A 24,765-nucleotide genomic window follows, 5' to 3' on the forward strand; every position below is an offset into this window, starting at 1 on the left:
GCTTGGGCAGTGGCGGGCTGGTTGCCGGCCACAACTGCCTTTTACCCAATACCTAATCCATTCATGGATAGAAATCAGGCCACGGGCCTCATGCTTATTTCGGCCCTGCTGCTGGTATACCTGTTCTTCTTCTCGCCGAAGAAGGAGGAGCAAGCTCAGCAACCCGCCAAGCCAGCTGCCGCAGCCGCAGCACGCCCCGATACCGCCAATACTGCTGCTGCTGTCCAGCTCGATTCTGCCGCGCTGGTGCGCAACCTAGGAGCGTTTGCCGCGGCAGCCCAGGGCGCCGAGCAAACGGTTGAGCTTCGTAACAGCAAGATTACCGTTTCGCTGAGCACGCGCGGCGGTCGTCCGCAAGTGGTGCTGCTCAACGACGAGAAGACCTACTTCGGTACTCCGCTGTACCTGCTCGATAAGCAGAGCGGCGGTATTGATGTGCAAGTTCCCGCCGCCGATGGCCGTAAGGTGAAGCTTTCGAGCCTCAGCTTCCGCCCCACGCCGGTGCAGCCCGTAACCGAGGGCAGTAAGCAAGGCCAGCGCGTACAATTGGTTGCCGAACTGGGCCCCGGTCAGCAGATTCTGCAGACGTACACGCTCTACAACGATTCGTACCAGCTAGCCTACAACCTGAAATTTCAGGGCTTGAATGGCTTGGTAACGGCTGAACCGCTTACGCTCACCTGGCTCGACAAAGTGCGCCAGACGGAGAAAAGCGCCAAGCAGAACCGCAGCCACACCACCGTCAACTACTACCTGGCCGAAGACGACCTAGGCTCCATTGCCGAAGCCAGCGAAGACCCCGAAGAGCAGGTAGCACCCGGCCCGGTGAAGTGGATCGGACACAAGCACGACTTCTTTACGGCCGGTTTGATTGCCGATAAGGAGTTCACCAATGGCAAGTTCAACTCGAACGTAAACACCGCCGATAGCACCTTCCTGAAGACGCTACAAAGCACCGTGCAAATTCCGGCTGCCGATGTGCAGTCGGCCAGCGGTGCGAGCTTCCAGTACTACTTCGGCCCGAACTCTTTCCCGATCCTGAAGAACGTAGCGCCCAATTTCGAGCGCAACGTGTACTTGGGCTGGGGCATTTTCCGGTACGTAAACCGCTTCCTGGTTATTCCGGTCTTCAACTTCCTGGAGCAATACATCAGCTCCTATGGCCTGATCATCGTGCTGCTGGTGATTATCATCAAGCTAGCGCTGTGGCCGCTGGTGTATAAGTCGTATCTCTCGCAGGCCAAAATGCGGGTGCTGAAGCCCGAAATCGACCAGATTAAGGAGCGCCTAGGCGACGACCAGATGGCCGTGCAGCAGGAAACCATGAAGCTGTACCAGAGCACCGGCGCCAGCCCGCTAAGCGGCTGTTTGCCCATGCTGGCTACGCTGCCCATCTTGTTCGCGCTGTTCCAGTTCTTCCCCAACGCTATCGAGCTACGCGGCGAGTCGTTCTTGTGGGCTCAGGACCTGAGCACCTACGACGACCCCATTAAGCTGCCGTTTGTGTTGCCTTTCCTGGGCAACCACATCAGCCTGTTTACGCTGCTGATGACCATCTCGACGCTGCTGATGACTTGGCAGAGCAACCAGATGAACCCGGCCGCCATGCAGGGCCCGATGAAGTTCTACAGCTACCTGATGCCGCTGATCTTCTTCTTCGTACTGAACGACTTCCCGGCTGGCCTTACGTGGTACTACTTCGTATCGAACATTGTGACCTTTGCGCAGCAGGCCATTACCCGCACCTTCGTGGATGAGGACAAGCTGCACGCCCAACTGCAGGCCAACAAAGAGAAAAACAAGGACAAGAAGCCCGGCGGCTTCCAGGCTCGCTTGGCTGAGGCCATGAAGGCTGCACAGGAGCGGGAAACCGAAGCTCGTAAGCAACCCAAGAAAAAATAGTTTACCTGCTATCAGATAGCTAGTTAAAAGCCTCCCGAGTAGTGCTCGGGAGGCTTTTTTGTGCAGTAATATTCGGTATTTGCGCTATTGGTCCGCTTTTTGGCTACAGCGTTTGCACCTCCTTCTCTCAATACAACAGGTACTATGCGTACATCTTTACTCACTTTGGGCTTGTGTTTGCTCATCAGCACCCTGCCGGCCTGCACCGTGAACTATTACGTTGCTGCCCCGGCAGCGGCTCCTGCCCAAACCTCCGGGCCGCAGCCGGGCTACGATTACGATTACCCAGTGCCAGGGCCGGTAGCTACGGGGCCAACCGGCCCATCGAGAGGACCTGCCTACCCACCGCCCTCGGCGCCACCTAGGGTACCCCCGGGCCCGGTGCGCACCCCGCCGCCACCCGTACGAACCACCCCGCCACCGCCCGTCCGGAACACGCCTCCACCTCCCGTAAGAACAACGCCACCACCGGTTCGGAATACGCCGGCGCCTACCACGCCACCACCTGTACGCAACAGCCCGGTGCCCACCACACCGCCGCCAGCCCAAACGCCCGGGAGCATACCGCCTCCGCCTGCCTCGCACACACCGCCGGTGCGCCCGCCCCGTACACCGCGGCCTAGGGTTGATGAAACCTCGGGGAACCCGGCACCTACTACCAACCCCGGCGGAGGCAACACGCCACCACCTAGCACCGGGCCCAATAAGCCTACCACACCTAGCGCCCCAACGCCCGGTGGCAATGCGCCCACGCCCATACCCCAGCAGCCTACTTTACCCACAGCTCCGCCCAAGCGGGCCGAGGTACCCGCTACGCCCCAGGCCGAAACGCCTACGGCCCCCACAAAGCCAGAGGCAAACCCCAGCAACCCAGCATACCCAACCTCGCATACCCCCGATACCAAGCCCACGCCTGGCCCCAACCGCACGAACGAGGCCGAATCGGTGCCAACGACAGTACCTGTGGAAAGCAGCCCACAAGTGCCAACCGGCCCCACCACGCGCCCGCCCGTAGAAGCTGAGCCGAAAACCGAAAACACGCCCGTGCCCCAGAGCAACGCTCCGGTGCTGGTATTCCGCAAAACGCCCTGCCTAGGCAGGTGCCCGCACTTCGAGGCCAGCATCTTTGCCGATGGGCGGGTGCAATACAACGGCTACCAGCACGTGGCCAAAACGGGTGCGCACGAGCTGCGCCTCCCCGCTGATGTGGTGCAAGCAATGGTGAACCAGACTACTCAAATAGGTTTTGCCAACTTACAGCCCCAGTACCTGAGCGGCGCCAGTGATATGCCCTCGACTTACCTCACGCTTAACGTGCCAGGCCAAACCAGCAAAACGGTCCAAGTGGAGGAGGGCGCCCCAGACAACTTGCAGACGCTGCTCAACTACATCAGCAACGAGTTGGCCCGCGTTGGTGCTGGCGATGTGGTTCTCGATCGTTAAGCGCTAGGTTGATCTAATCCAAGAGCCCTGTAAAGCAAGCGCTTTGCGGGGCTTTTGTTTTTTTACCAAAGTTGGCAGGGCACATAAGTCCACTCGCCGGTAAGTTGCAGCGGTTTGTCGAATAGAAAGCTTATATAGGATTTGTTCAATGTCATATATTTAAAACAATAAAGCTGAACGGGTCGTAAAGCGAGGTGTGATGTTTAACAAACAGCCGCATTTTGTTCAACAAAATAACTTGATATGTCTCATGCAGAAGCCCAGGCAATATCAGGGGAATACCTCGCGTTTATCAATAACAAAGAATTCCCTTGCGTAGCGGCCAAGACGGCCCTCACCTGGAATCAACTCCACTGCTTGGTGGTCGACCACTTGGCTTGCCCCAAGGACGACGCCGACATCCTGCAGTTTGTATACAACTTCGTGGATGACTACCGCCAGTCGGAAAAGCTGTACCACAGCGCCGCCGTGGTGTTTAAAGGCCCCGAAGAAACTACCGAAGCCATGTTTGAGCAGTTGTTCTGGCAACGGCTCCAGTCGCTTTCCAACCTCGACGCCCGCCAATACGGCTACGACCCAAGGGTGGTGCCCGACCCAACCTCGCCCGATTTCAGCTTCAGCTTGAAAGAAGAAGCCTTCTTCGTGATTGGCTTGCACCCCGGCAGTAGCCGGGCCGCCCGGCGCTTTGAGTACCCCACCATAGTATTCAATGCGCATCAGCAGTTTGAGCAGCTGCGTGCCAACGGGCGGTACGAGTACTTGCAGCAAACCATTCGCAAGCGCGACGAGGCCTTCTCGGGCTCAGTGAACCCCATGCTCGCCAACTTCGGCGAAGCCTCGGAGGCCCACCAGTACACCGGCAGCTTGCACGACGAATCCTGGAAATGCCCTTTCTTGAGCCAACATGGACGAACTGACCGTAATACCGCCGCGTAGTGGCACCGCCTTCGAGTTGCGCAAGGGCCAGCGCTTGCGCGTGGTGGATTTGCAGGGCGAACAGGTGTCGGACTTTGTGTGCTACAACTTGCACGACCGCGACGAATACCTGTCGTCGGGCCGCACCATCGACTACGCCGAAACCATTTTCCTCACCAAAGGCCACCCGTTCTACTCAAACCGCAGCAACGTGATGTTTGAGCTGGTGGAGGACACGGTAGGCCGCCACGACTTTCTGCTCACGCCTTGCTCTGCCGATACGTTTCGGATCATCTATGGGCATCAGCATCCGCACCGCGGCTGCTTTGGCAACCTCAGCGAGGCCCTGCAGCCCTACGGCATCAGCCCCGATAGCATTCCTATTTGCTTTAACATTTTCATGCACGTAACCGTGGATGGAAACACCGGCAAGGTGGGCGTGCTGCCGCCCAAAAGCCGCGCCGGCGACTACGTGGTTATCGAAGCGAAAATGGATTTGGTGGTGGGCATGACGGCGTGTTCGGCCGAAATGTCGAATAACTATGCCTTCAAGCCTATCGGTTACCGTATCGAGAGCTAATGCCCTAGGTGCCCAAAACGCCTTGGCCCGGCTGCAGTTGCAGCCGGGCCAAGGCGTTTTGGGTTCTTAATTGTCCCTTCGGTTAATCCTTCCAGACGCGCTCCAGTACCAACTGGTTCATGGGGTTGGGCGTGAGGCCGTGCACGTTGTTTTGCGTGAGGCGCACTACTTGGTCGTAGTACAGCGGAATTACGGGTACATCGCGCACTACCAGGCGGTCCATGGCTTGGTACAGCTCCCAACGGCGGCGGTCGTCGCGCTCCAGCTTGGCTTGCTCGTACAGGCGGTCGTACTCGGGGTTCTTGTAGTGTGTTTTGTTAGGCCCGGCGGGCGAGAAGTTGAGGCCGTAGAACAGGGCTAGGTAGTTCTCGGCGTCGGGGTAGTCGCCCAGCCACGACTTGGTAAAGAACGCGGCCCGGCCGTTGTCTACCATCTCCTGGTGCGCTGCCGACTGGTTCACGTCGATCTGTACCTGCACGCCTATTTCGGCCCACTTTTTCTGCAGGTACTCGCTTATCTCTTTGGTGTCGGCCACGGTGCTTAGGCGCAGGCGCAACGGCTTGCCGGGACCGTAGCCCGCTTCGCGCAGCAATTGCCGCGCTTTTTCGGGCTGAAAGGTGTAGCCCGGCACCGCCTGCTGGCTGAAGGATGGCAGCGACGAAGGCACGAAACCCGAATGGCCCGGCACGCCCACGTTGTTGAGGAAATAAGCCAGCAGCTCGGGTTTGTTGAGGGCAAAGTTGAGGGCCTGCCGCACGCGCCGATCGCGCAGGGCGGGTTGATCGGCGTCGCCGCGCAAGTTGGTAGGGTCTTGCTGAATCCCTAGGTACTCGGTGTTCAGGTAAGGAACCTTCTCGAACCGGAACTTACCCGCAAAGTCTTCGCGCAGCTGGCCGTTGGGGTACAGAATCAGGTCGCGCGAGCCGGCCCGAATCCCCGACAGAAAATCGAGCTTACCTTGCTGAAACGTCAGAAACTCCGATTTACGGTCGGAAATAAAGCTAATCTGCACCGCATCGAGGTAGGGGAGCTGTTTGCCCTTGGCATCGCGCCGCCAGTAGTTGGGGTTGCGGTGGTACACAATGGCTGAGCCTTCGTCCCAGCGCTTGAACACGAAGGGGCCGGTGCCCACTGGGTGCTCCCGAAAGTCTTTGCCGTAGCGCTGCACGGCCTCGCGCGGCACCACATAGGCGTAGGGCATCGTGAGGATACCTAGGAACGGGATGAACGGCTCCTTCAGGTAAATGCGCACCGTGGAGTCATTCGGGGCCACGAAGGCGGTGTCTGATGGCTCTCCGTCGGCGGTTTCCAGGATTTTGCCCCGAAAAATCCAGCCGCCAGGGCTGGCCGTGGGCTTGTCGAGGATGCGGCGGAAGGAGTAGACTACATCCTGGGCCTTAACCTCGCGGCCCTTGCCGCCGGGAAACACTTCCGAATCGTGGAAGTGCACGCCCGGGCGCAGCACAAAGGTGTAGCGCCGGCCATCGGGCGAAATATCGTAGCGGCGGGCCAGGGCCGGAGCCGGGCGCAGCGAGTCGTTCAGCTCTACCAAGCCGTTGTAGAGCTGCGTCACGGCCCAAATGTTGGCTTGGTTACGGGAAAATGCTGGGTCGAGCGAGGTAAGCGCCTCGGGCTGGTTGTAGCGGAAAACGCGCCGCTCATCGGCTGGTTTGGTAGCCGTACCGCAGCCGCTCAGCAGGGCCAACGCCGGCAGCAAAAGGCCGCGCCCTAGGTGCGTATGGCGCCGAAAAAAGGCAGGGGGGAAGAAGAGACGGATCAAGTGCTTACGGGGCCAGGAGCTAATGGTAGCCATTGGCTTTAGCAAAGGAAAAGAACTCAGAAGCAAGTCGTTGCCGATTGACTAAGCGCGCATGTGGCGGTCGGTTGCAGCTCTTTTCGAAGGGGCTTCGGAAGTGCCGCTAGAAGCCAAAAAACGGGCTCTGCGAACGGGAAAGACGTGTATATTTGTAGCAAAGTACGGCTAAATCTGCGCTCGGCCGCAGCCGTGTTTATCCGCTAACTTCGCTGCATGGAACTTACCTATTACGGACACTCCTGCTTTGGTCTGCACGTGGGGAGCTCGCGCCTCCTGTTCGACCCGTTTATTCGGCCTAATGCCTTGGCTAAGGACGTACAGGTAGATCAAATCGAAGCTGACTTTATCCTGCTCTCGCACGGCCACTACGACCACGTTTCGGAAGTTGAGGAGATAGGCAAGCGTACCAACGCCCCACTGGTAGGTATGTTTGAGGTGCTGAGCTGGTTTGAGCAAAAAGGTTTGCAGGCGCCGTACAAGATGAATATTGGTGGCCGCGCACAGCTGCCTTTCGGTTCCGTGAAAATGGTACCGGCCGTGCACAGCTCGTCGATGCCCGATGGCTCGTACGGCGGCATAGCTGGCGGCTTTGTGCTCGAAACGGGCGAAGGCAACCTGTACTTTGCTGGCGACACGGCCCTCAGCTACGAAATGAAGCTGATAGGCGAGCGTACCAAGCTCGATGTAGCCCTACTGCCCATCGGCGACAACTTTACCATGGGCATCGACGATGCCCTGCAGGCTGCGCAGTGGCTGGGCGTGAAGCGGGTAGTAGGCATGCACTACGACACCTTCCCGCCGATTAAGCTCGACCACGAAGCCGCTCAGCGCAAAGCACAAGCGGCTGGCGTGGAGCTGGTGCTGATGAACCTCGGGCAAACGATAAATTTGTAAAGTTGCGGAGGTAGCAGTAGTCAGTGAGCAGTTTCTTACCTTCGAAATCTGACACCTGACAACTGGCCACCGACAACTGTCAACTACAGAGAAATGGGTAAAATTATTGCGGTAGCAAACCAGAAAGGCGGCGTGGGCAAAACCACCTCGTCCATCAACCTCGCGGCGTCGTTGGCTGCGCTGGAATACCGCACCCTGCTGGTAGATGCCGATCCGCAGGCCAACGCTACCTCCGGCGTGGGCTTCGATCCGAAGGACATTCAACACAGCATTTACGAGTGCATGGTCGATGGCATCAACGCCCAGGATATTATCCTGCAGACCAATATTCTGCCCCACCTCGATCTGATGCCCTCCCACATCGACCTCGTTGGGGCCGAGGTGGAAATGATCAACCTGCCCAACCGCGAGGAGAAGATGAAGCAGGCGCTGGCCTCGCTGGTCGATCAGTACGACTTCATCATCATCGACTGCTCGCCCTCGTTGGGCCTGATTACGGTAAACGCCCTCACGGCTGCCAACTCGGTAATCATCCCGGTGCAGTGCGAATACTTCGCTCTCGAGGGCTTGGGTAAACTCTTGAATACCATTAAAATCATTCAGAGCCGCCTGAACCCGCAGCTCGAGATTGAGGGGATTTTACTCACGATGTACGATGTGCGCCTGCGCCTCTCCAACCAAGTAGTGGAAGAGGTGAAGCTGCACTTCCAGCAATTGGTGTTCGATACCATCATCCCGCGCAACGTTAAGCTATCGGAATCGCCGAGCTTTGGTATTCCGGTAATCCTGCACGACGCCGAAAGCAAAGGCTCGATCAGCTACCTCAATCTGGCTCGCGAGATTGTGGAGAAGAACTCCGTGACGCAGGACGGTGCAGCGTACGCCGAAGGCGACGCTGCCTAGGTTTACTTAGGATAATAACTCCAAGGGCAGCCCCTAACAGGGCTGCCCTTTTGCTTTATCATGGCTACGCATAAGCGAAATGTATAAGCCCTATTGCGGCAACGATTGGTAAGAATGAAAGAAGCTCAATCTAAAGGGTTTATAACGAAATATAGTCCAGTTGCACTGTTTATATTATTCCTTGATTAAATAAAAATTTACGATTATTTTATCTAAACAAAACATCAAACCGTACAAGATATGTCCTCCTACTGCTACTGCCCTTCTGCCGTGGCTTACCCGTGCTGCTTGCTAATACCCGCCCACCCTCTCTCCACTAGCTATGAAGCATGCTTTACTGTTATCCCTCCTGACGATGGTTCAGGTGGGATACCTACAGAGTTCGGCTTCAGGGCAAAACCTGATCCAGAACGGAACATTTCGTAATTACCCTGCTACCCAAGCCAACGCCACAGAGCTGCCTCCCGGTGCCGACCTAGGCGGGTGGAGCAGCGGGCTAGGGTACAGTGGTACCAGTATGTACCCGCCCGACACCAAGATATCGGTGCAAACGGGGTCGGTGGTATATTACTACAACATGGTGCGCCAGGGTATTTTTCCTGGTGATGCTGCTAACCGCGTACCTCCTTCGAATACTTGGCTGTACTCCAACGGCAACCTCAGTGGTTTGCCCATGACGGTGTGGATCCAACGCGTTGAGGTTAGGCCCAATACCGATTACTTGTTCTCCTTCTACACATCAAACGCCATCAGTTCCGAGCGCGATTTGCAATCGGATCCGATTCTACGGATCGAGGTAGACGGCAAGCAAGTAGGGAAAGACATACAAGTGTACGACGAAGCCGATCCGCGCTCGGGCCACAAAGGGCGCGACGCTTGGGACCGGCGGGTGGTACACTTCCAAACGGGGCCCGGCGTTACTAGCATCGAGCTGAAGATCATTGACCTGGCTACCGACAGCAACGGCGACGACCTTGCTCTTACGGCCCTCGATTTGCACCAAGCCTCCAAGGAGGAAATCATTCGGGCTACGGCGCCTAGCGGGCTGGCATTGTTTCCAAATCCCGCGGTTCGCTCTACGCGGCTCGACTTGCGCACATTGCCTGAAGGCAGCTACGAGGTAACCTTTATTGACGCGGTTGGCCGCTGGATTCGTACCGAGCAACACCTAGGCGGCGAAATGCAGGCAATTGATTTACGCGAGCTTCCTGTGGGTACCTACCTGGTGCGGGTGCGGAGCGGCAAAACCAACCACACCTTGCGCTTGATGAAAGAGTAGTTAAGCACCGATGCCTAGGTACTGTACGCGAGTATAACCACAGTTGAATGTTGCAACCGGGTCGGGCCGGAAACACCTAGGTGTTTCCGGCCCGACCCGGTTGTTTGGGGTTGCTACAAACTGCAGCCAGTGTATTATGATAGACCTTTGGAACAAATAGAAAAACATTAATTATAATTTTTCTTATTGAGAAATGCTAATCCGGAAGCCGTGGTATGCCGGTGTTTCGCCGGTGAGCTGATCGTTCATAAGGATTATTGAAAATTAACCCGCCTAGCAAAAGAGCACGAAAAACGGCTTAAGCTCGCTGCTATCACATTTTATCCTCCCTTGGCGTTAGCGTGAAAGCCAGGTGCTAAGTGCGGGTGTTGCCGCCGGCTCGACTATAACCTTTAATTTTGTGCTCTATCCGGTACTTTGCCGGTAATATCACTCTTAATCATAACACGATGCGTAGTCTGATATTCTGCACTGTACTGGCCGGGCTTGCTGCCGGCCCATTTGGGTTGGTTGGCGCTGAGGCACACGCAATGAGGGGGGGAGAGGCAGCTCGGATGTTCGGTAAGGCATCATTGCGGTTTGCTCGCCCAGCGGTATTGCCCGTGCAAGGCGCAGGCAGCGGACTTACGGCCAGCTATTTTGCCAACGGCACCCTGGCCGGCGCTCCGAGCGTGCGCCGCATCGATGCCGCTATCGACTTCAACTGGGGCACCGGCTCACCTGCTGAGGGCTTACCCACCGATAATTTCTCAGTACGCTGGGAGGGCCTCCTGGCAGCACCTAGCACGGGGCGCTACCGTTTTCTGGCGCGCACCGAAGACGAAATACGCGTGTGGGTGAACGGCAAGCAGATGATTGACACCTGGAACGGACGCAAACCCAGCGCAGGCGAAGGCTACGTGGAGCTGGCTGCGGGCGAGAAAACCAGCATTCGCATCGAGTATGCCGACTCGGAAGGCGATGCGCGCTTGCAGCTGCAATGGGTACCGCCAGGGCAAGCGGCGCAGGTTATTTCTACGAGCTACCTGTACCCGCTCGGCTCGCCTACCACGCCCGACCCTGTAAATCCGGCTGCAGCGGTTGCCGCTGCGCCTGCAGCTAAGCCCCAGCCAGCACCCGCCAAAAAACCGGCAGCACCAGCCGCTGCCAAGCCCGCTGCACCCAAAACTACCGCTGCTAAGCCCGCCGAAACCAAGCCGGTGGCCAAGGCTACGCCCAAACCCGAACCCGCAAAAACCGAGGCCAAGCCGGCAAAGCAGAGCAAAGCCGACGCTAAAGCAGCTGAAACCGCTGCTGTATTGCCCGCAGGCGTGTACATCCTTACCTCGCGCGCTGGCAACAAACCGCTGGAGGTAATCGAGCCTGGCCGCCCCAACAGCCGCGCCTATACCGAGGCCGGTGCCGGCGGACCCGTCGTAGAAGGCCGCAGCACGGCCCCACAGTGGCGCATCGAAAGCCTTGGCAATGGCTACTACCGCATTGGCGTGCAAGGCAGCAACAAAGTGCTCGAAGTGCTGGGTAGTGCAACGTCAAATGGTACACCCATGAGCCTTTGGACGTATTACAGCGGCAACAACCAGCTGTGGCGCATCGAGCCGGCCGAAGGCAGCTACTACAAGCTAATCGCCAAGCACAGCAATAAGGCCCTCACGGCTAAGGACTCTATCGAGGGTGGCCTGCAGCAGTGGCGCTACAGCGCCCGCGTAGACCAGCAATGGAAACTGGAAGCAGTGGCGCAGGAAGATGCCGTATCGCCGGTGGCTGCTGCCGCACCTGCCGACCTTAAGGGTACCGGCTCCTACAACATGAGCATTTACCCCAACCCAAGCAACGGCGTGGTGCAACTGCGCTACGCATTGCCCGAGGAAATTCCGATGGGCTGGGTGCTCTACAACCACAACGGCGCCCCGGTGCGTGTATCCGACTACCGCCGCAAAGCCGCTGGTAACCACCACCAAACGCTCGATTTTACGGGCTTGCCCGCTGGCGACTACAACCTGCGCATGACGGTGGGGGCTAACACTACGCGTGTGCAACTGCAGTTGCGCAAGCCCTCGGCTGGAGAGACTGCTCCAAGCGGAGAAGCCTCGGCCGTGGGCGTTAAGTAGCCCTAGGTCATGCAAGGCTCCGCAACAAAAAGGGCTGGCTCCGAGTAGGAGCCAGCCCTTTTTTCTGTTAGCAGCTCTGGTGGAGCCAAACATATTTACGACCGTTCCAATAAATCATGCCCCCACCGGACGCATCCTTCCAAATCTCAATCGCAGGGCGCTGCAGCTGAACGGTACGGTCGCCGGAAATCTCACCATTTTTACCAAATAGCCCTCGAAGGTGCTAGGTTTGATGTAAAGCTGCCAATGGTCGGCCCATTGGAAGTTGGTGTGCAACATATCGTTGCTGAAAGCGGAGCCGGTGCCAATAACGTGTACGCCCGTTTGGCCTTGGTGCAGAATCAGCATACCATGGCTACCCGACTGCTTGCGAATTACTGCGACGGCTACATCTAGTTTGCCGTCGCCGTTGAAATCGGCATGTAGTGCCTGCGGTTTTAGGTAAGGAACTCGACTGTATGTTTGACTGAGGCGAGCAGCCTGCCATTGGGTTTCTGCCCATGCGGGCAGTGCGTAGGGCGCCGACTGTACTGCGGATGATGTAGTTGTCAACGCAGTAACAAGAACCAGCGAGTATCGATAACGCATAGGTGTTAAGTAGCGGATTAGTAAAGCACCCGAAATTTAATCGTCTGCTCTACCTGCCGGAGGGCTTTAATCACCTCTTGATCGTACTCCCGGTTCACGTCGGTAATCACGTAGCCGATGTGCTCGTTGGTTTTGAGGTACTGACCTAGGATGTTGACAGCGTGCGCCGCCAGTACGTTGTTGATGTGGGCCAGCACGCCGGGCACGTTGTGGTGAATGTGGATAAGCCGGTGGGCCTGCTGCTGTGGCGGCAATTGAATATTCGGCAGATTTACGCTTTGAAGGGTGTTGCCGGTATTCACGTAGCCCATAATGCGCTCGGGCACAAACTCGGCAATGTTGCGCTGCGCCTCGGCCGTGCTGCCGCCCACGTGCGGAGTAAGCAGTACGTTGGGCAAGCCGCGAAGCGGGCTTTCGAAAGGTTCGTCGTTGGTTTTGGGCTCGTACGGAAACACATCCACCGAAGCGCCACCTAGGTGACCCGAGCGCAAGGCATCGGCCAGGGCCTCGATATCGACGACGTGGCCGCGGGCGTTGTTGAGAAACAGGGCGCCGGGCTTCATCAAGGCAAACTCGGCCGCGCCAATGAGGTTGGTGTTTTCGCGGCGGCCATCTACGTGCAGCGTTACAATATCGGCTTGGCGCAGCAGCTCCTCCAGCGTGCGGCACTTGGTGGCGTTGCCGAGCTGCAGCTTCTCGGCAATGTCGTAGTACAGCACCTGCATGCCTACGGCTTCGGCTACCACCGAAAGCTGCGAGCCAATGTTGCCGTACCCCACAATGCCCAGCTTTTTGCCCCGGATTTCGAACGCGCCGCGGGCCGATTTATCCCACACGCCGCGGTGCATTTGTTCGCTCTTCACGGGTAAGCGGCGGGCCAAAGCAATGATTTCACCTAGGGCCAGCTCGACAACCGAGCGCGTGTTGGAAAACGGCGCGTTGAATACGGCAATGCCCCGCTGCATGCAGCCGAGTAAATCAATCTGGTTGGTGCCGATGCAAAAGGCACCTACGGCGATGAGGCGATTGGCGCGCTCCAGCACCCGGGCCGTAACCTGCGTTTTGGAGCGGATACCTAGTATGCTGACGCCCTCGACGCGCTCCATCAGTTCCTCCTCATCGAGCCCGCCGGGTACCACCTCCACCTGATAACCCTCTTCGCGAAACAGGCGCTCGGCCGTAGGTTCGATGTTTTCGAGCAGCAGCGCGCGAATGCGGTTTTTAGGGTAGGAGAGGGTCATCGGCAACTTGTTTTGGTACAGAAACTCGTCGAAAGAAGGCACTACCTCATCGGCTTGGGCCACCACGGCAGGGCGGGCTACGTTTTCGGTGAAGGCGTAAAAGCGGGCTGCCAGGCCGGCTTCGCGAATCTGGTAATCGGTAATGCCGTCGCCGAGCACGTACACCGGGGCGTCGTCGAGGCCGAGCAGGTGCAGCTGCCTGATTTTGCCGCCGTCCTGGCTTAAGGGGTTGTTCGGGTCGAAGCCGGTGATGCGGCCCTCGGCATCGAAGGTGAACGTGTTGGCCAGTACCTGCTCGGGCGGAATGCCAAACTCGGCCACCACCGGCTCAATAAACTCCCGAAAGCCGCTGCTCACGATGTACACGCGGTCGGCGTGTTGCTGAAAAAACGCCTGATTGCGCCGAATGCTCTCCGTAACCTTGGTGTGCAGGTGCTGCACCAGCTCGTGCAGGTGCTCGTGCCGGGCAGGCAGCAGCTCGATGCGTCGCCTGAGCGATTCGCTGAACGACACGGAGCCGTCCATGCCGCCATCGGTGAGGGCTTTTATCTGAGCCACTACCTGCTCGCGCTCGGGGCGTCCGCGCAGGGCTATGTCAGCAAGCTCATCAAGCGCCTCTACCTGCGTAAAGGTGCTGTCGAAATCGATAACGATGTAAGGAAGCGGCGGTGTGGTGTTGGCCATGGTGCGGGTAAGGTAGGGCAGAAACGATTAGGCCGCTACCGGCAGAGCTCCAACGGAAGCAGGTAACGGCGGCACAGGGCACAAAAAAGCCCGCCGGCAAATAAGGCCGGCGGGCTAGGCTTTGAAGTGCCGAAGCAAATCGACTAGTCGTCGATTTTAGCTTTCGACTTCTTCTTCTTGTCTTTGATCTTGGCATCAGCCTTGCCGCCCGGAGCCGTCAGTACCGAAGTGCCATCGGTGGTGCCGGCAGCAGGTTGGGTGGTCATCGAGCCACCGGTGGTGGTCGATTCTACCGTGGTGGTAGTGGTTTCGGTGGTGGTAGCCGGCGTGGTAGTGGGCGTCGTCACCGGGGTTTGCGGAGCCGTTTGGGCCGGGGTGGTCGTTGTTTGCTTGGTAGTGGTAGTGGTGGTGTTGGTTTGTGCGTTAGCAGCATAGGCACCACCTACAAGCAGGGCGGCAAGAACAACAAACTTTTTCATGGGTAGGGAGTTTAAAACGCTCACACATAAGAAGCTTCCGGCAAGAAGCTCCTCTTTAGATTAGCCTTCAACGATATTAAGACGTGAGGGTTACGGTTGAGGTGAAATAATTGTCGAGCTTGGGCCTAATTAAGCGAAGGTCAGGGTATTAACAAGCTGCCGAAAAAGCTGAAAACGAATTCCCTTGAGCAATGCGTCCCTGCCACGGGTCCATTATCTTGTCGCAGTTTTGATAGTTCAAGGTTTACTACTCGCATTGTCGACGTTATCTGGCGCGGTTACGCAGCCGCAAACAGCCACCGAGCAGCCCGTACGAATGCGCACCTTTGGGCTGGAATGCAAAACCACAATTAGCCAGGCGGCGGGCGGGGTGCTGGAGTTGTGGGTGCCCGTTCCGCGCTCCGATGCTTCGCAGCAAATACAAGCTGTGCAGGTAGAGGCAGCCTACCCCTACGAGATTGTAGAGGGCCGCTACGGCAACCGCATGCTGCACATGCGCCTGGCGCAGTCGCCCGCAACGGCATTTACCGTAACGCTGCGCTGCCAAGTAACCCGGCAGGAGCACATCAACCCGCTGCTACCTAGGGCGGCCATGCGCAAACTCCCCAAACCGCCACCCGACCCAGAGCTGAAACGTTGGCTTGGGCCTGACCGCCTTGTGCCGCTCGACGACAAGATTCGGCTTTGGGCGCACGAGGTGGTAGCCAAGGCCAATGCCAAAACCGACCTCGAAAAAGCCCGCGCCGTGTACAACCACGTGGTAAGCACCGTGCAGTACGACAAAAGCGGGCAGGGCTGGGGCCGCGGCGACATTTACTACGCTTGCGATACGCGCCGCGGCAACTGCACCGATTTCCACGCGGTGTTTATCGGTTATTGCCGCGCCCTGGGTATTCCGGCCCGGTTCAGCATCGGGCTGCCGCTGCCCCCGGAGCGCGGTACCGGCGAAGTAAAAGGCTACCATTGCTGGGCCGAGTTTTACACCAAGCAAACGGGTTGGGTGCCCATTGATGCTTCCGAAGCAGCCAAGAACCCCGGCAAGCGCGAGTACTTTTTTGGCGCCCACGATGAAAATCGGGTGGAGTTCAGCCGCGGCCGCGACCTGGTGCTGACACCCGCCCAGCAGGGCGAACCGCTCAACTACTTTGTGTTTCCGTACGCCGAACTCAACGGGAAGCCTTACCCCGAACTGAGCTACCAATACCGCTACCGCGACGCGGCTGAGTAGCGGCTTTGGGTAAGTAGCTCCGCAGAAATGCTACCTTGCCCCTATTGGCAGTGCATCCTTAGGTTATGCAAATACCTTTTACTCCACTGGTTGCGCTGCTGTTTGCGGTAGTAGCGCAGGCCGTGTTTGCCGCGGGCCTGCTCTGGACGGCGCCACTCAACCGCCTGCCCAACCGCTTTTTGGCACTGCTGATGCTGGCCATTGCCCTATGGCTGCTCGATGCCTTTTTCCGGGTGGCCAACGTGTATGGGCAAAACCCCAATTGGTATTTCGCGCCCATCTACTACTCCTTCGCTTTCGGGCCGCTTTTGTACCTGTACGTGCAAAGCCTCGTCAACCACGGTTTTCGGTGGCGGGGCCGGTACTTGTGGCATTTTGTGCCGGTGCTGCTGCAAGCGGCGCTGTACTGGTGGTTGCGCTTTCAGCCCTACGAAACCCGCAACTGGTTTTGGCAAACCATTCATCGGCCCTATACCTACCGGCTCGAGTTTGTTGGCACGTGGGTGTCGTTGATGGTGTACCTAGGGCTGGCGCTGCAGCTGCTGCGCCGCTACGGGCGCTACCTCAACGACAACTTTTCCGAAACCTCGCAGCTGCGCCTGCGCTGGCTGCGCACCTTGCTGCTGGTGCTGGCGGTGGTAAGCGCGCAGTGGCTGCTGGAGCTGGTGCTGCGCGAGTTTTTTGGGCTGTACTACCGCTACGATTACTCCACCGAGTTGCTGGGTGGCGTGGTGCTGCTGATTGGCGTGGTGGGCTTGCGGCAAGCCAACATGGCGGCCGTGCATTTCGAGCCCGACGCGGAGGAGCCCTTGCTTGTGCCCGAGGCGCAACCCGCAGCGGCAGCTGCCGCGCCCAGCGCAGTGCTAGCCGCTCCCGATCGGCCGATGGTAGCCGAAACCGCTGTGGCGGCCCTGCCTGCAACCGAGGTAGCCCGCCCAAGCCAAACCACCGATGCAGCCGTGGTGGAGCGCATTCGGGAGGCCCTCGAGAACCAAAAGCTGTACCTGAACCCCACGCTTACGCTGGCCGAGCTATCGGCGCATACGGGTTTGGCACCCCGGCTTATTTCGTTTACCGTGAACAACGGCTTCGGCCAATCCTTCAATGATTTGGTGAACAGCTACAGGGTAGCCGAGGTAAAGCGGCGCCTCGCCAGCACCAACGATGCCACACGCCTTACCCTGTTGGGCATTGCTTTCGAGTGCGGGTTCAACTCCAAAACTACCTTCAACCGCATCTTCCGGCAATTTACCGGCATGGCGCCGAGCGCCTACGTCCGGCTTCAGTAGTAGCCTAGGCCCACATCATGATTTGGGGCGCCCCAACTCCGGAAATGGGGCGTTTTGAGCTGAGGCAAACAGCACTTTTGGGTCGTTCAACATCAACCCCACGACACATGAAAACCCTGTTTGCTGCCCCTGTGCTGGGCTTGCTGATGCTAGTAGCACCTAGGGCCCACGCCCAAGCCGCCTGGCCCGACCGCACCCGTGCGCTGCCGGCCAAGCTGCGCCAAGTACCGGTAGGCCTTACGCTGTGGCACACGCCCAACCCGGTGTACCCCGAGCCCAACCCCGAAAAGCCAGGCCAATACGTGTGGAAGCACAGCACCAGCGTACGCGCCGACGTGGCCGACCTCGAGATAGTGGAGTGCGGCAGCTTTATCTGGTACAACGAAAGCGGCTGGCAGGCCAACATGCGCGAAACCCCCGCCGAGTTTGCCGAACTGTTCGGGTGCCCCCAAGGCAAACTCCTGAAAGGCCAGACCTACACCTATGAGCGCAACTACCGCTACGCCACCAGCCGGCAGCAGCTGTACGGCGGCGATGCGCTCTGGTACATCTTGGCCCGCGACAAAAACGGGCGGCTTTTCAAAGGCATGGGCCTCATCGAAACGGAGCAGCAGCTCCAGGGTGATAACACATCAACGCGCTAAGCACAAAGGCCATGTCAACTACAATCAACCAACGGGCAGTGGGAGTGTGGCTTGTGGGGCTGCTGTGCCTAGGTGCCTTGCTGCTGATGAGCTTCGGGCAAGCACCCACCCGCTACGTAGTGCGCCCGGCCGCCTGCCGCCTTGCCTGGACGGGCTATGCCGAGGTGGGCACCTGGGCGCCCAGCGGTACCGTGCAGCTGCGGCAGGGCAGCTTCGAGTACGACGGAACCACGCTGCGCAACGGCGTTTTCGAGATTGATATGCGCACCATAGCCCACGAAAACGCCCAACTGCAGCAGCACCTTCGTGGCGCCGACTTTTTTGCGGTAGCTGAGTTTCCGGCGGCCACATTTCGGCTGAGGCAGGTAAGCAATGGGCGGGCTACGGGTTGGCTTACCATCAAAGGAGTTACCCAGCCTGTCGAGTTTCCGGTGCAGTTGGAGCGCCAAGGCAGCACGTTGCGCATCGAGGGAGCCGCTACGCTCGACCGCACCCGTTACGGCATTCGCTACAACTCGCGCAGCTTTTTTGCCGACCTAGGCGACCAAGCCATCCGCAACGACTTTCGCATCGTTTTCGCAGTAGTGGCTGATGCTCAGCTCCGAGCGCTGCCCTAAGTAGCCAAACTGGCTAAGCTGATGAGAAGTCTATGCTAAAATATTTAGTTTATTATAGCTATATATTTTAGCTCTTATTATATTTGACTAATCATCAGCAAAGGGGTAAGCTCATGGATATACGTGCGGTTAGTACACTCGAGCTAGGTGCGTGGTCCGAAGAAACCTACCAGGAGCTAGCCGATGCGCCAGCCATGGCACGGGCCAGTGCCACGCAGCTGTTTAGCGGAGATATTGAGGGCGAAGGCCGCCTTGAGATTCTGATGACCTACTACCCCGATGGCTCGGCCAGCTCGGTAGGGTTGGAGCGGGTGGTGGGCCGCGTAGGAGGGCGCACCGGCAGCTTTGTGTTGCAGCACAGCGGCAGCCTCGAAGACGGGGTAGCCAAAGCCAACCTGGCGGTGGTGCCCGGCTCGGGTACGCACGAGCTAAACGGGCTGCATGGCCGCGGCTGGTGCGTGCGCCCCCAAGGCAAACCCGGGGCTATTACACTGGAATACAGCTTTGAGGACTAGCCCGCCGGCGCCCTAGGTATTGGGCAGGCCGAGTGCGTGTACTAGCTGAACAATACCCATTTACCGCGTCGGTAGTACAACGGAGGCCAAGTTACTTCCTCCGCATGCCCACCAAGCGCCAGCCCCGCGAGTTTATTCTGCAAACCGTAACCCTGCACCAAGAGGTGAACGGGGTTGAAGAGCTAACCCTAAGTACCAATGCCGGCGACATGCCGGCTCGTTTTCACCCTACTGCCCCATACGCCAGCGCCGTGCTGTGGGTAGGGGGCGCAGGCGGTGGCCTCGATGGCCCGGCCTGGGGCATGTACCCTAGGTTGGCCGCCCAGTTGCAGCTGCACGGCATTGCCTCCCTGCGCCTGCACTACCGCTACCCCAACGACCTCGAAGCCTGCGTGTACGATGTGCTGCTGGCGGTGCAGTACATGGTACAGCACCGTTCTCTTATCAAGGTAGCGCTGGTGGGGCACTCGTTTGGCGGAGCGGTGGTAATTGCGGCCGGGGCCATGGCCAGCGAGGTAACGACCGTAGTGGCCATGAGCAGCCAAACCTACGGCACCAACTTAGCGGCCAGGCTCAGCCCCAAGCCCTTGCTGCTGGTGCACGGCACCGACGACGAAATACTGCCACCCGCCTGTTCCGAGGACATCTTCGCGCGGGCTAGCGAGCCGAAAGAGCTGTTGCTGTACCCCGGCTGCGGCCACGGGCTCGACGAGTGCTGCGACCAGGTTGACGAGGACGTAGTAGCCTGGCTCACGCGCCACCTGATGCAGTCCAGCACCTAGGCCAATTAGCCTTCCTTGTACAGCTTGCCCGCCTTCTCAGCTGACACTTTGATGCCCTTGATCATGGCCGAGCTGAAGCCTTGGTGCTCCATTTCGTTGAGGCCGGCAATGGTGCAGCCCTTGGGCGAGGTCACTTTATCAATTTCCTGCTCGGGGTGCGAGGCCAGCTGCAACAGCAAATCGGCGGCGCCTTTGGCGGTTTGGGCAGCCATCTTCAGGGCATCGTGGGCATGAAAGCCGATTTCGGTGCCGCCCTGCGAGGCTGCCCGAATGGAGCGCAGAAAAAAAGCAATGCCGCATGCGCACAGGGCCGTGGCCGAGGTCATCAGTTCCTCATTGATGCGGATGCTCACGCCCACGGTGTCGAAGAGGCGCTGCACCAAGGCAAAGTCATCCTCCGCAGCCTCATCAGCCGCCACGCACGTCATCGATTGGCCAATGGCAATGGCGGTGTTGGGCATGGCGCGCACCACGCGCACCGACTGCCCTAGGTGCTGCCGGATATCGGCGCAGCTCACCCCCGAAACCACCGATATCAGCAGCGGCTGCCGGCTTTGCAAAGCCGGGGCTATTTCATCGAGCAGCTTATTCAGTTGTTGCGGCAGTACGGCCAGCACCACAATATCTGCAGCCTGCACGGCGCCTAGGTTGTCGGCGGTGGTGGCGTAGCCGGCAGCGGCCAGCGGAGCCAGGGCAGCCGTGTTGCGGCGCGTAAGGGTAACGTGCGCGGGTACCGCCATGCCGGCTTTCACGAGTCCCTTGGCCAAGGAAAGGCCAATGTTGCCGCTGCCCAAAATGGCGATGTTGAGGTTGGTGCTATCCATAGTCGAGAGGGGCAATTAGTGTGCGCCGCCTGGGTTATGGCCCCCCGGTTAAGCGGGCATATAGTAAAAGTGCAGTTTGGCCCCCGAAGGTTGCAGCCTCACTTGCGTTATGGGCTGCAATCTTAATACTTCGGTAACGTGCAAGCCGCTTATACGTCAGACCTTTGCGCTGAGGATTGCCCGCTACTGAGCTACGGGCGTAGCCTATACTGAAAAGCCCCGGCGCTGAGCGCCGGGGCTTTGTGTTTGGGGTTGTGCTACAAGGCCGGTTCGCTCTGCCGCTGCGCTGTGCAGGCGGGTATCCAAGCATCGGTTTGGCACTCGGGGCAAGTAGCCACGGCACCGCGCTCCAAGTGCTGCACGTAGCCGCACTGGCAGCAGGCATGCAGCCCGGCCTTTTCTACACGCTTGCGTTCCTGCCCAAGCCGCTCGGGCCAAATGGGCAAGCCGGGCTGTACGTCTTCGGGTGTGTAGAAGTAGGCGCTGACGTTGCCGGTGGCCTCGATGTAGGCGCGGCGCACTTGCCCTAGGTGCTCTACCTGCAGCTGGCGCAACTCGCCGAATAGCTCTTTCTGCGTCAGGTTTTGGCGCTTAAAGTTTTCGAGCTGCACCCGGCCTTCCTCGATCAGCAGCACCGGAGCGCCCTCGAGCCAATTGCTGAAGCGGGGCAACTTTTCGGTAAGGCGGTTGAACAGCAGGTACATGCCGGCTACCATGGTAAACACAACCGCCACGTGCAGCAGCGGCACGTCGTCGTAAAACATGGCGTCGCCGGCGGCCGAGCCCAGCGCCAGAATAATGCTGAGCTCGAAAATGGAAAGTTGCCGCACGCCGCGCCGGCCCGTAATGCGCAGCAAGCCCAACGTGAGCAGGTAAGTAACCAAGCAGCGGAAAGCCACCTCGAGCAAATACGCGGGCGGAGCCTCATCCGACAACAGCACGCGCTGCCAGTCGAATGGCTCGATGGATGAAAGCAATAGCATAGCGGCAACTAAGTAGCCTGGGTGTGACAGGTAGTAGCAAAAAAGCGCAGCACCGGTGTGGCGGTGCTGCGCTTTTCTACGCATCGGCAGCGGTTGGGGCTGAGGCGCAGGCGGTTTACTTTAGGTAAGCTGAACCCGCCCTAGGTGCGCTGCGCTACAAATCCTGCTTGGGGTTCCAGTTTCTGAACACGTTTTGCAGGGTGTACTGCTGCGCTTCGGCTGCGGTGAGCTGGTGCGCCCACAGCACGCGCTGCTTGGGCTGATAGCCCTTGCCGCGGTTGTTGTACTCGGCGTAATAGGCGGTTTGCTTGTTGCTTTCTTTCTCCCAATGGTCCCAACCCTCGGGCCGGATGTGCGGCCCGAGGTCGCAGCCGATAAACACCGTTTTGGCATGCGGCCGCCACGGGCGCCCTAGGTAAAACGAACCCTTGGCAGCATCGGCAGCTGGCACCACGCGGCAGTTGCTGAACACGTAGCCGTAGCGGGTGCTGTCGGGCGTGGAGGCGGCCGTAACGTAGCCGTTTTGCTTGCACACAAGGGTGCAGTTCTCAAACCACGCCGTGCTCGAGCCGAAGATGAAGTCAACGGTGCCCTCGATGTAACAATCCTGGTAGTACTGGCGCGCGCCGTAGCCGTAGGTGTACAAGGTGTCCTGAAACCCCAGAAAACGGCAGTTTCGGAAACGGGCTTTATCACCCGCCACCCACATAGCCACGGCTTGGCCAACGGGCCCCGAAGAGTTCTGAAACGTCAGGTTTTCGGCCGTGAAATCGGTGCCGTAGATGTAGCAGCTCGCGGAGCCCGAAGTGCCCTTGTCTTCGCCGAAGATGTTCTTCTTCTGGTTGTAGTCGTCGTAGGTGAGGATGGTTTGGTCGCGGTCTTCGCCGATAAAACGCACGAAATTTTTCGAGCCGGCCACGATGAGCTTTTCCTTATAAGTGCCCTTCTTGATGAAGATGGTAGTCACCTTCTTGCGGAAATCGGGCACGGCGTTGATGGCCTCCTGCACGGTTCGGAACTGCCCCGATCCATCCTGCGCCACTACAAAATCATACCCTAGGGCGCGGCCGATCATCAGCCAGCTCAGGTACAAAAACGAAAGCAGATGCTTCATGGCGTGGTGGGCTGCGCGTCGGGTTTGTTAGTGGCGGGCGGCACGGCGTTTTTGGGCAGCGGCTTAGCCATGCGCTCGGCCAGCAGCGGCAGCTTTTGGGCTTGTACTTGGCCTATTACCAACTGGGCCATTTTGCGGGCACCCAACTCGCTGAAGTGCGTGTTGTCGTCGCGGCCGTAGGGGTAGTTGGGATGCTCGCCCGGGGCCAGCTGCAGAAACAACAGCTTGGAGTTTTCTTCGCCGAACTGCTGCAGCAGCTCCCGGCTGAGCTTATCAAGGTCGATGAGCGGCACCTTATGGGTTTTGGCCACCTCGGCCGTGGCCGCCGAATACGCAACGTGGGTTTCTTGCTGCTGGCCGTTCTTAAACTTGCGCCGCGTTACGGGCGTGATAAGCACCGGATAGGCCTTTTTACTCCGGGTTTCCTGCACAAACCGGATCAGGTTGTTGCGGTAATTGGCCGGCGAGGTGTAGCGGTCGGGGTGGGCTTCCGATTCGTCGTTGTGGCCGAACTGGATGAACACATAGTCGTCGGGCTGCAGCGTTTGCATCACGGCTTGCCAGCGGTTTTCGGCCAGGAAAGTGCGCGTGCTGCGGCCATTCATGGCGCGGTTATCCACTACCACCGTCGAGTCGAAGTAGGTGGGCAGCGGCATGCCCCAGCCGGTTTCGGGAAAGGTTTGCTTTACCTTCTGCGCAATCGTCGAGTCGCCGATGAGGTACAGCTTAATCTTCTTGGGCGGGGCGGGTGCCGTGGTGAATGCCGCCAGCAGCAGGAGCAGCAAGCTCAGCGGAACTAGTTTTTGATAGGGATTAGGCATCGGTGTTACTGATTATGACACATCCTGAGGCGCCAGCCAAAGAGCCTCCTTGTGCAAGTACGACCTAGGCAACCAACGTCATTCCGTGCAAAGCGAGGAATCTCGCGTGCTGACGCTGTATAGTAGAATACTACCGGGCGAGATGCTTAGCTGCGCTGACCTGCGGTTCGGCTAGCGCCTCTGCATGACGACCGAGGCGAAGCGGGAGAGATGCTTGGCTACGCCGACCTTCGGTTCGACGGGGCTCAGCATGAAGGCCTAAATTGGTGTTATTTCGTTTTATGATCCTTCGGCTAACTCTTAAGCTGACAGACTATTTGTGTTGCTACCGGGCTTGCGGATCAACTGCCACTTTCACTTCGCGTTGCACAACGCGGTTGGCCAGCTCCAATTTCAGGGCCCGAATATCGGCCAGCACCAACTGCGCCATTTTGCGGGCGCCCAGCTCGCTGAAATGCGTGTTGTCGTCGCGGCCTTGCGGGTAGTTTGGATGCTCGCCGGGCGCCAGTTGGTTGAAGAGCAGCTTGGAGTCCTCCACCCCGAATTGCTGCAGCAGCGCCTCGCTGCTTTTCTCCAAGTCGATGAGCGGAACTTGGTTGGCGCGGGCTACTTGGCGCACCAACTCGGCGTAGGGGTGCGTGCCCACTACTTTGCCAGCCTCATCAAATTTGCGCCGTGCCACGGGCGTGATGAGCACCGGTGTGGCTTTTTTGCTGCGCGTTTCGGTAACGTAGCGGAGTAGGTTTTGCTGAAAGTCGGCCTCGGTGGTGGCGCTTTTCTTGGTGGGTACTTCGTCGTTGTGACCGAACTGGATGAGCACGTAGTCGCCTTCGCGCAGCTGCTGCGCAATAGGCTGCCAGCGGTTTTCCTGCAGAAAAGTGCGGGTGCTGCGGCCGTTCTGGGCGTGGTTTTCAACGGCAACCAGCTCGGGCTCGAAGAAGGCCACAAAAGGTGTGCCCCAGCCGGTTTCGGGGTAGGCTTTTACCTCCTTCGTCGACATGGTAGAATCGCCCACCAGGTACACCGTAATCTTTTTAGGGGCCGGCGCCACGAAAGCCACCAACAGCAGCGCTGATAAGCAAAGCGAAGAAAGAAGGCGGGTGGTCATGAGTGCAG

The 24,765-nt window shown here is 58.6% G+C and carries 24 protein-coding genes; 14 read left to right on the forward strand and 10 right to left on the reverse strand.

Going from position 1 to position 24,765, the window contains the following annotated elements:
• The first annotated feature begins 63 nt into the window (after nt 1-63).
• Complete coding sequence (gene yidC, locus ASU33_RS20355; RefSeq protein ID WP_059072625.1) at nt 64-1,902, forward strand: membrane protein insertase YidC; 1,839 nt, start codon at nt 64-66, stop codon at nt 1,900-1,902.
• A gap of 338 nt (nt 1,903-2,240) precedes the next feature.
• Here yidC and ASU33_RS21365 read toward each other — a convergent pair whose 3' ends face one another.
• A complete protein-coding gene (locus tag ASU33_RS21365; RefSeq protein WP_149867334.1) occupies nt 2,241-2,465 on the reverse strand; it encodes a hypothetical protein in 225 nt (74 codons plus the stop codon).
• Nucleotides 2,466-2,496: 31 nt separating this feature from the next.
• Here ASU33_RS21365 and ASU33_RS21370 point away from each other — a divergent pair, with 31 nt between their 5' ends.
• The 3 genes from ASU33_RS21370 (at nt 2,497) to ASU33_RS20375 (ending at nt 4,840) form a co-directional block, all read left to right on the forward strand.
• The gene (locus ASU33_RS21370) at nt 2,497-3,345 is read left to right on the forward strand and encodes a DUF6438 domain-containing protein (protein WP_149867335.1); all 849 of its coding nucleotides are present in this window, start codon (nt 2,497-2,499) and stop codon (nt 3,343-3,345) included.
• 243 nt (nt 3,346-3,588) lie between these two features.
• Nucleotides 3,589-4,281 carry a guanitoxin biosynthesis heme-dependent pre-guanitoxin N-hydroxylase GntA gene (gntA, locus tag ASU33_RS20370; protein WP_059072628.1) on the forward strand — a complete coding sequence of 231 codons (693 nt, stop codon included), beginning with the start codon at nt 3,589-3,591 and terminating at the stop codon, nt 4,279-4,281.
• A complete protein-coding gene (locus tag ASU33_RS20375) occupies nt 4,250-4,840 on the forward strand; it encodes a DUF1989 domain-containing protein (protein WP_059072629.1) in 591 nt (196 codons plus the stop codon). The genes gntA and ASU33_RS20375 overlap by 32 nt, the downstream gene beginning before the upstream one ends.
• 82 nt (nt 4,841-4,922) lie before the next feature.
• Here the strand turns inward: ASU33_RS20375 and ASU33_RS20380 are convergent, their stop codons facing one another.
• A complete protein-coding gene (locus ASU33_RS20380) occupies nt 4,923-6,653 on the reverse strand; it encodes an ABC transporter substrate-binding protein (RefSeq protein WP_078063284.1) in 1,731 nt (576 codons plus the stop codon).
• A gap of 216 nt (nt 6,654-6,869) precedes the next feature.
• On the opposite strand from ASU33_RS20380, the gene ASU33_RS20385 reads away from it, so the two are divergent.
• From ASU33_RS20385 to ASU33_RS20400, 4 genes are all read left to right on the forward strand, one after another.
• Nucleotides 6,870-7,550, forward strand: coding sequence for a metal-dependent hydrolase (locus tag ASU33_RS20385; RefSeq protein WP_059072630.1), 681 nt, complete (start codon nt 6,870-6,872; stop codon nt 7,548-7,550).
• 93 nt (nt 7,551-7,643) lie between these two features.
• Nucleotides 7,644-8,453, forward strand: a complete 810-nt coding sequence (locus ASU33_RS20390) for a ParA family protein (RefSeq protein ID WP_059072631.1) — start codon at nt 7,644-7,646, stop codon at nt 8,451-8,453.
• A 322-nt stretch (nt 8,454-8,775) separates the two neighbouring features.
• Nucleotides 8,776-9,732, forward strand: a complete 957-nt coding sequence (locus tag ASU33_RS20395; RefSeq protein WP_078063285.1) for a T9SS type A sorting domain-containing protein — start codon at nt 8,776-8,778, stop codon at nt 9,730-9,732.
• Nucleotides 9,733-10,334: 602 nt separating this feature from the next.
• On the forward strand, nt 10,335-11,840 hold the full coding sequence (locus tag ASU33_RS20400; protein ID WP_286130714.1) for a PA14 domain-containing protein: 1,506 nt from the start codon (nt 10,335-10,337) through the stop codon (nt 11,838-11,840).
• Between the two features lie 114 nt (nt 11,841-11,954).
• Here ASU33_RS20400 and ASU33_RS20405 read toward each other — a convergent pair whose 3' ends face one another.
• From ASU33_RS20405 to ASU33_RS20415, 3 genes are all read right to left on the reverse strand, one after another.
• A complete protein-coding gene (locus ASU33_RS20405; RefSeq protein ID WP_059072634.1) occupies nt 11,955-12,428 on the reverse strand; it encodes an FG-GAP repeat domain-containing protein in 474 nt (157 codons plus the stop codon).
• 17 nt (nt 12,429-12,445) lie between these two features.
• Nucleotides 12,446-14,353, reverse strand: coding sequence for a phosphoglycerate dehydrogenase (serA, locus tag ASU33_RS20410; RefSeq protein WP_059072635.1), 1,908 nt, complete (start codon nt 14,351-14,353; stop codon nt 12,446-12,448).
• A 143-nt stretch (nt 14,354-14,496) separates the two neighbouring features.
• Nucleotides 14,497-14,832 (reverse strand): hypothetical protein, encoded by a 336-nt coding sequence (locus ASU33_RS20415; RefSeq protein ID WP_059072636.1) that lies wholly within the window; start codon nt 14,830-14,832, stop codon nt 14,497-14,499.
• Nucleotides 14,833-15,088: 256 nt separating this feature from the next.
• Here ASU33_RS20415 and ASU33_RS20420 point away from each other — a divergent pair, with 256 nt between their 5' ends.
• The 6 genes from ASU33_RS20420 to ASU33_RS20445 all read left to right on the forward strand — a co-directional run bounded on the left by ASU33_RS20420 (nt 15,089) and on the right by ASU33_RS20445 (nt 19,907).
• Nucleotides 15,089-16,060, forward strand: coding sequence for a transglutaminase-like domain-containing protein (locus tag ASU33_RS20420; protein ID WP_059072637.1), 972 nt, complete (start codon nt 15,089-15,091; stop codon nt 16,058-16,060).
• Nucleotides 16,061-16,125: 65 nt separating this feature from the next.
• On the forward strand, nt 16,126-17,349 hold the full coding sequence (locus tag ASU33_RS20425) for a helix-turn-helix domain-containing protein (protein WP_059072638.1): 1,224 nt from the start codon (nt 16,126-16,128) through the stop codon (nt 17,347-17,349).
• Nucleotides 17,350-17,456: 107 nt separating this feature from the next.
• Complete coding sequence (locus tag ASU33_RS20430) at nt 17,457-17,993, forward strand: hypothetical protein (RefSeq protein ID WP_059072639.1); 537 nt, start codon at nt 17,457-17,459, stop codon at nt 17,991-17,993.
• Nucleotides 17,994-18,004: 11 nt separating this feature from the next.
• A complete protein-coding gene (locus ASU33_RS20435) occupies nt 18,005-18,610 on the forward strand; it encodes a YceI family protein (protein WP_078063287.1) in 606 nt (201 codons plus the stop codon).
• Between the two features lie 113 nt (nt 18,611-18,723).
• Entirely contained in the window at nt 18,724-19,125 is a 402-nt protein-coding gene (locus ASU33_RS20440; RefSeq protein ID WP_059072641.1) for a DUF3224 domain-containing protein, read from the forward strand.
• 104 nt (nt 19,126-19,229) lie between these two features.
• Entirely contained in the window at nt 19,230-19,907 is a 678-nt protein-coding gene (locus ASU33_RS20445; protein WP_059072642.1) for an alpha/beta hydrolase, read from the forward strand.
• A 5-nt stretch (nt 19,908-19,912) separates the two neighbouring features.
• Here ASU33_RS20445 and proC read toward each other — a convergent pair whose 3' ends face one another.
• The 5 genes from proC to ASU33_RS20470 form a co-directional block, all read right to left on the reverse strand.
• Complete coding sequence (gene proC / locus ASU33_RS20450) at nt 19,913-20,731, reverse strand: pyrroline-5-carboxylate reductase (protein WP_059072643.1); 819 nt, start codon at nt 20,729-20,731, stop codon at nt 19,913-19,915.
• Between the two features lie 257 nt (nt 20,732-20,988).
• Nucleotides 20,989-21,714 carry a DUF421 domain-containing protein gene (locus tag ASU33_RS20455; RefSeq protein WP_160328249.1) on the reverse strand — a complete coding sequence of 242 codons (726 nt, stop codon included), beginning with the start codon at nt 21,712-21,714 and terminating at the stop codon, nt 20,989-20,991.
• A gap of 154 nt (nt 21,715-21,868) precedes the next feature.
• The gene (locus tag ASU33_RS20460) at nt 21,869-22,828 is read right to left on the reverse strand and encodes a pectinesterase family protein (RefSeq protein ID WP_059072645.1); all 960 of its coding nucleotides are present in this window, start codon (nt 22,826-22,828) and stop codon (nt 21,869-21,871) included.
• Nucleotides 22,825-23,649, reverse strand: coding sequence for a rhamnogalacturonan acetylesterase (locus tag ASU33_RS20465; protein WP_059072646.1), 825 nt, complete (start codon nt 23,647-23,649; stop codon nt 22,825-22,827). The genes ASU33_RS20460 and ASU33_RS20465 overlap by 4 nt, the downstream gene beginning before the upstream one ends.
• Before the next feature lie 325 nt (nt 23,650-23,974).
• On the reverse strand, nt 23,975-24,757 hold the full coding sequence (locus ASU33_RS20470; RefSeq protein WP_059072647.1) for a rhamnogalacturonan acetylesterase: 783 nt from the start codon (nt 24,755-24,757) through the stop codon (nt 23,975-23,977).
• Nucleotides 24,758-24,765: the final 8 nt, after the last annotated feature.

It is taken from the genome of Solirubrum puertoriconensis (genome assembly GCF_001483135.1).
In the GTDB taxonomy this organism is placed as follows: Bacteria; Bacteroidota; Bacteroidia; order Cytophagales; family Hymenobacteraceae; genus Solirubrum; species Solirubrum puertoriconensis.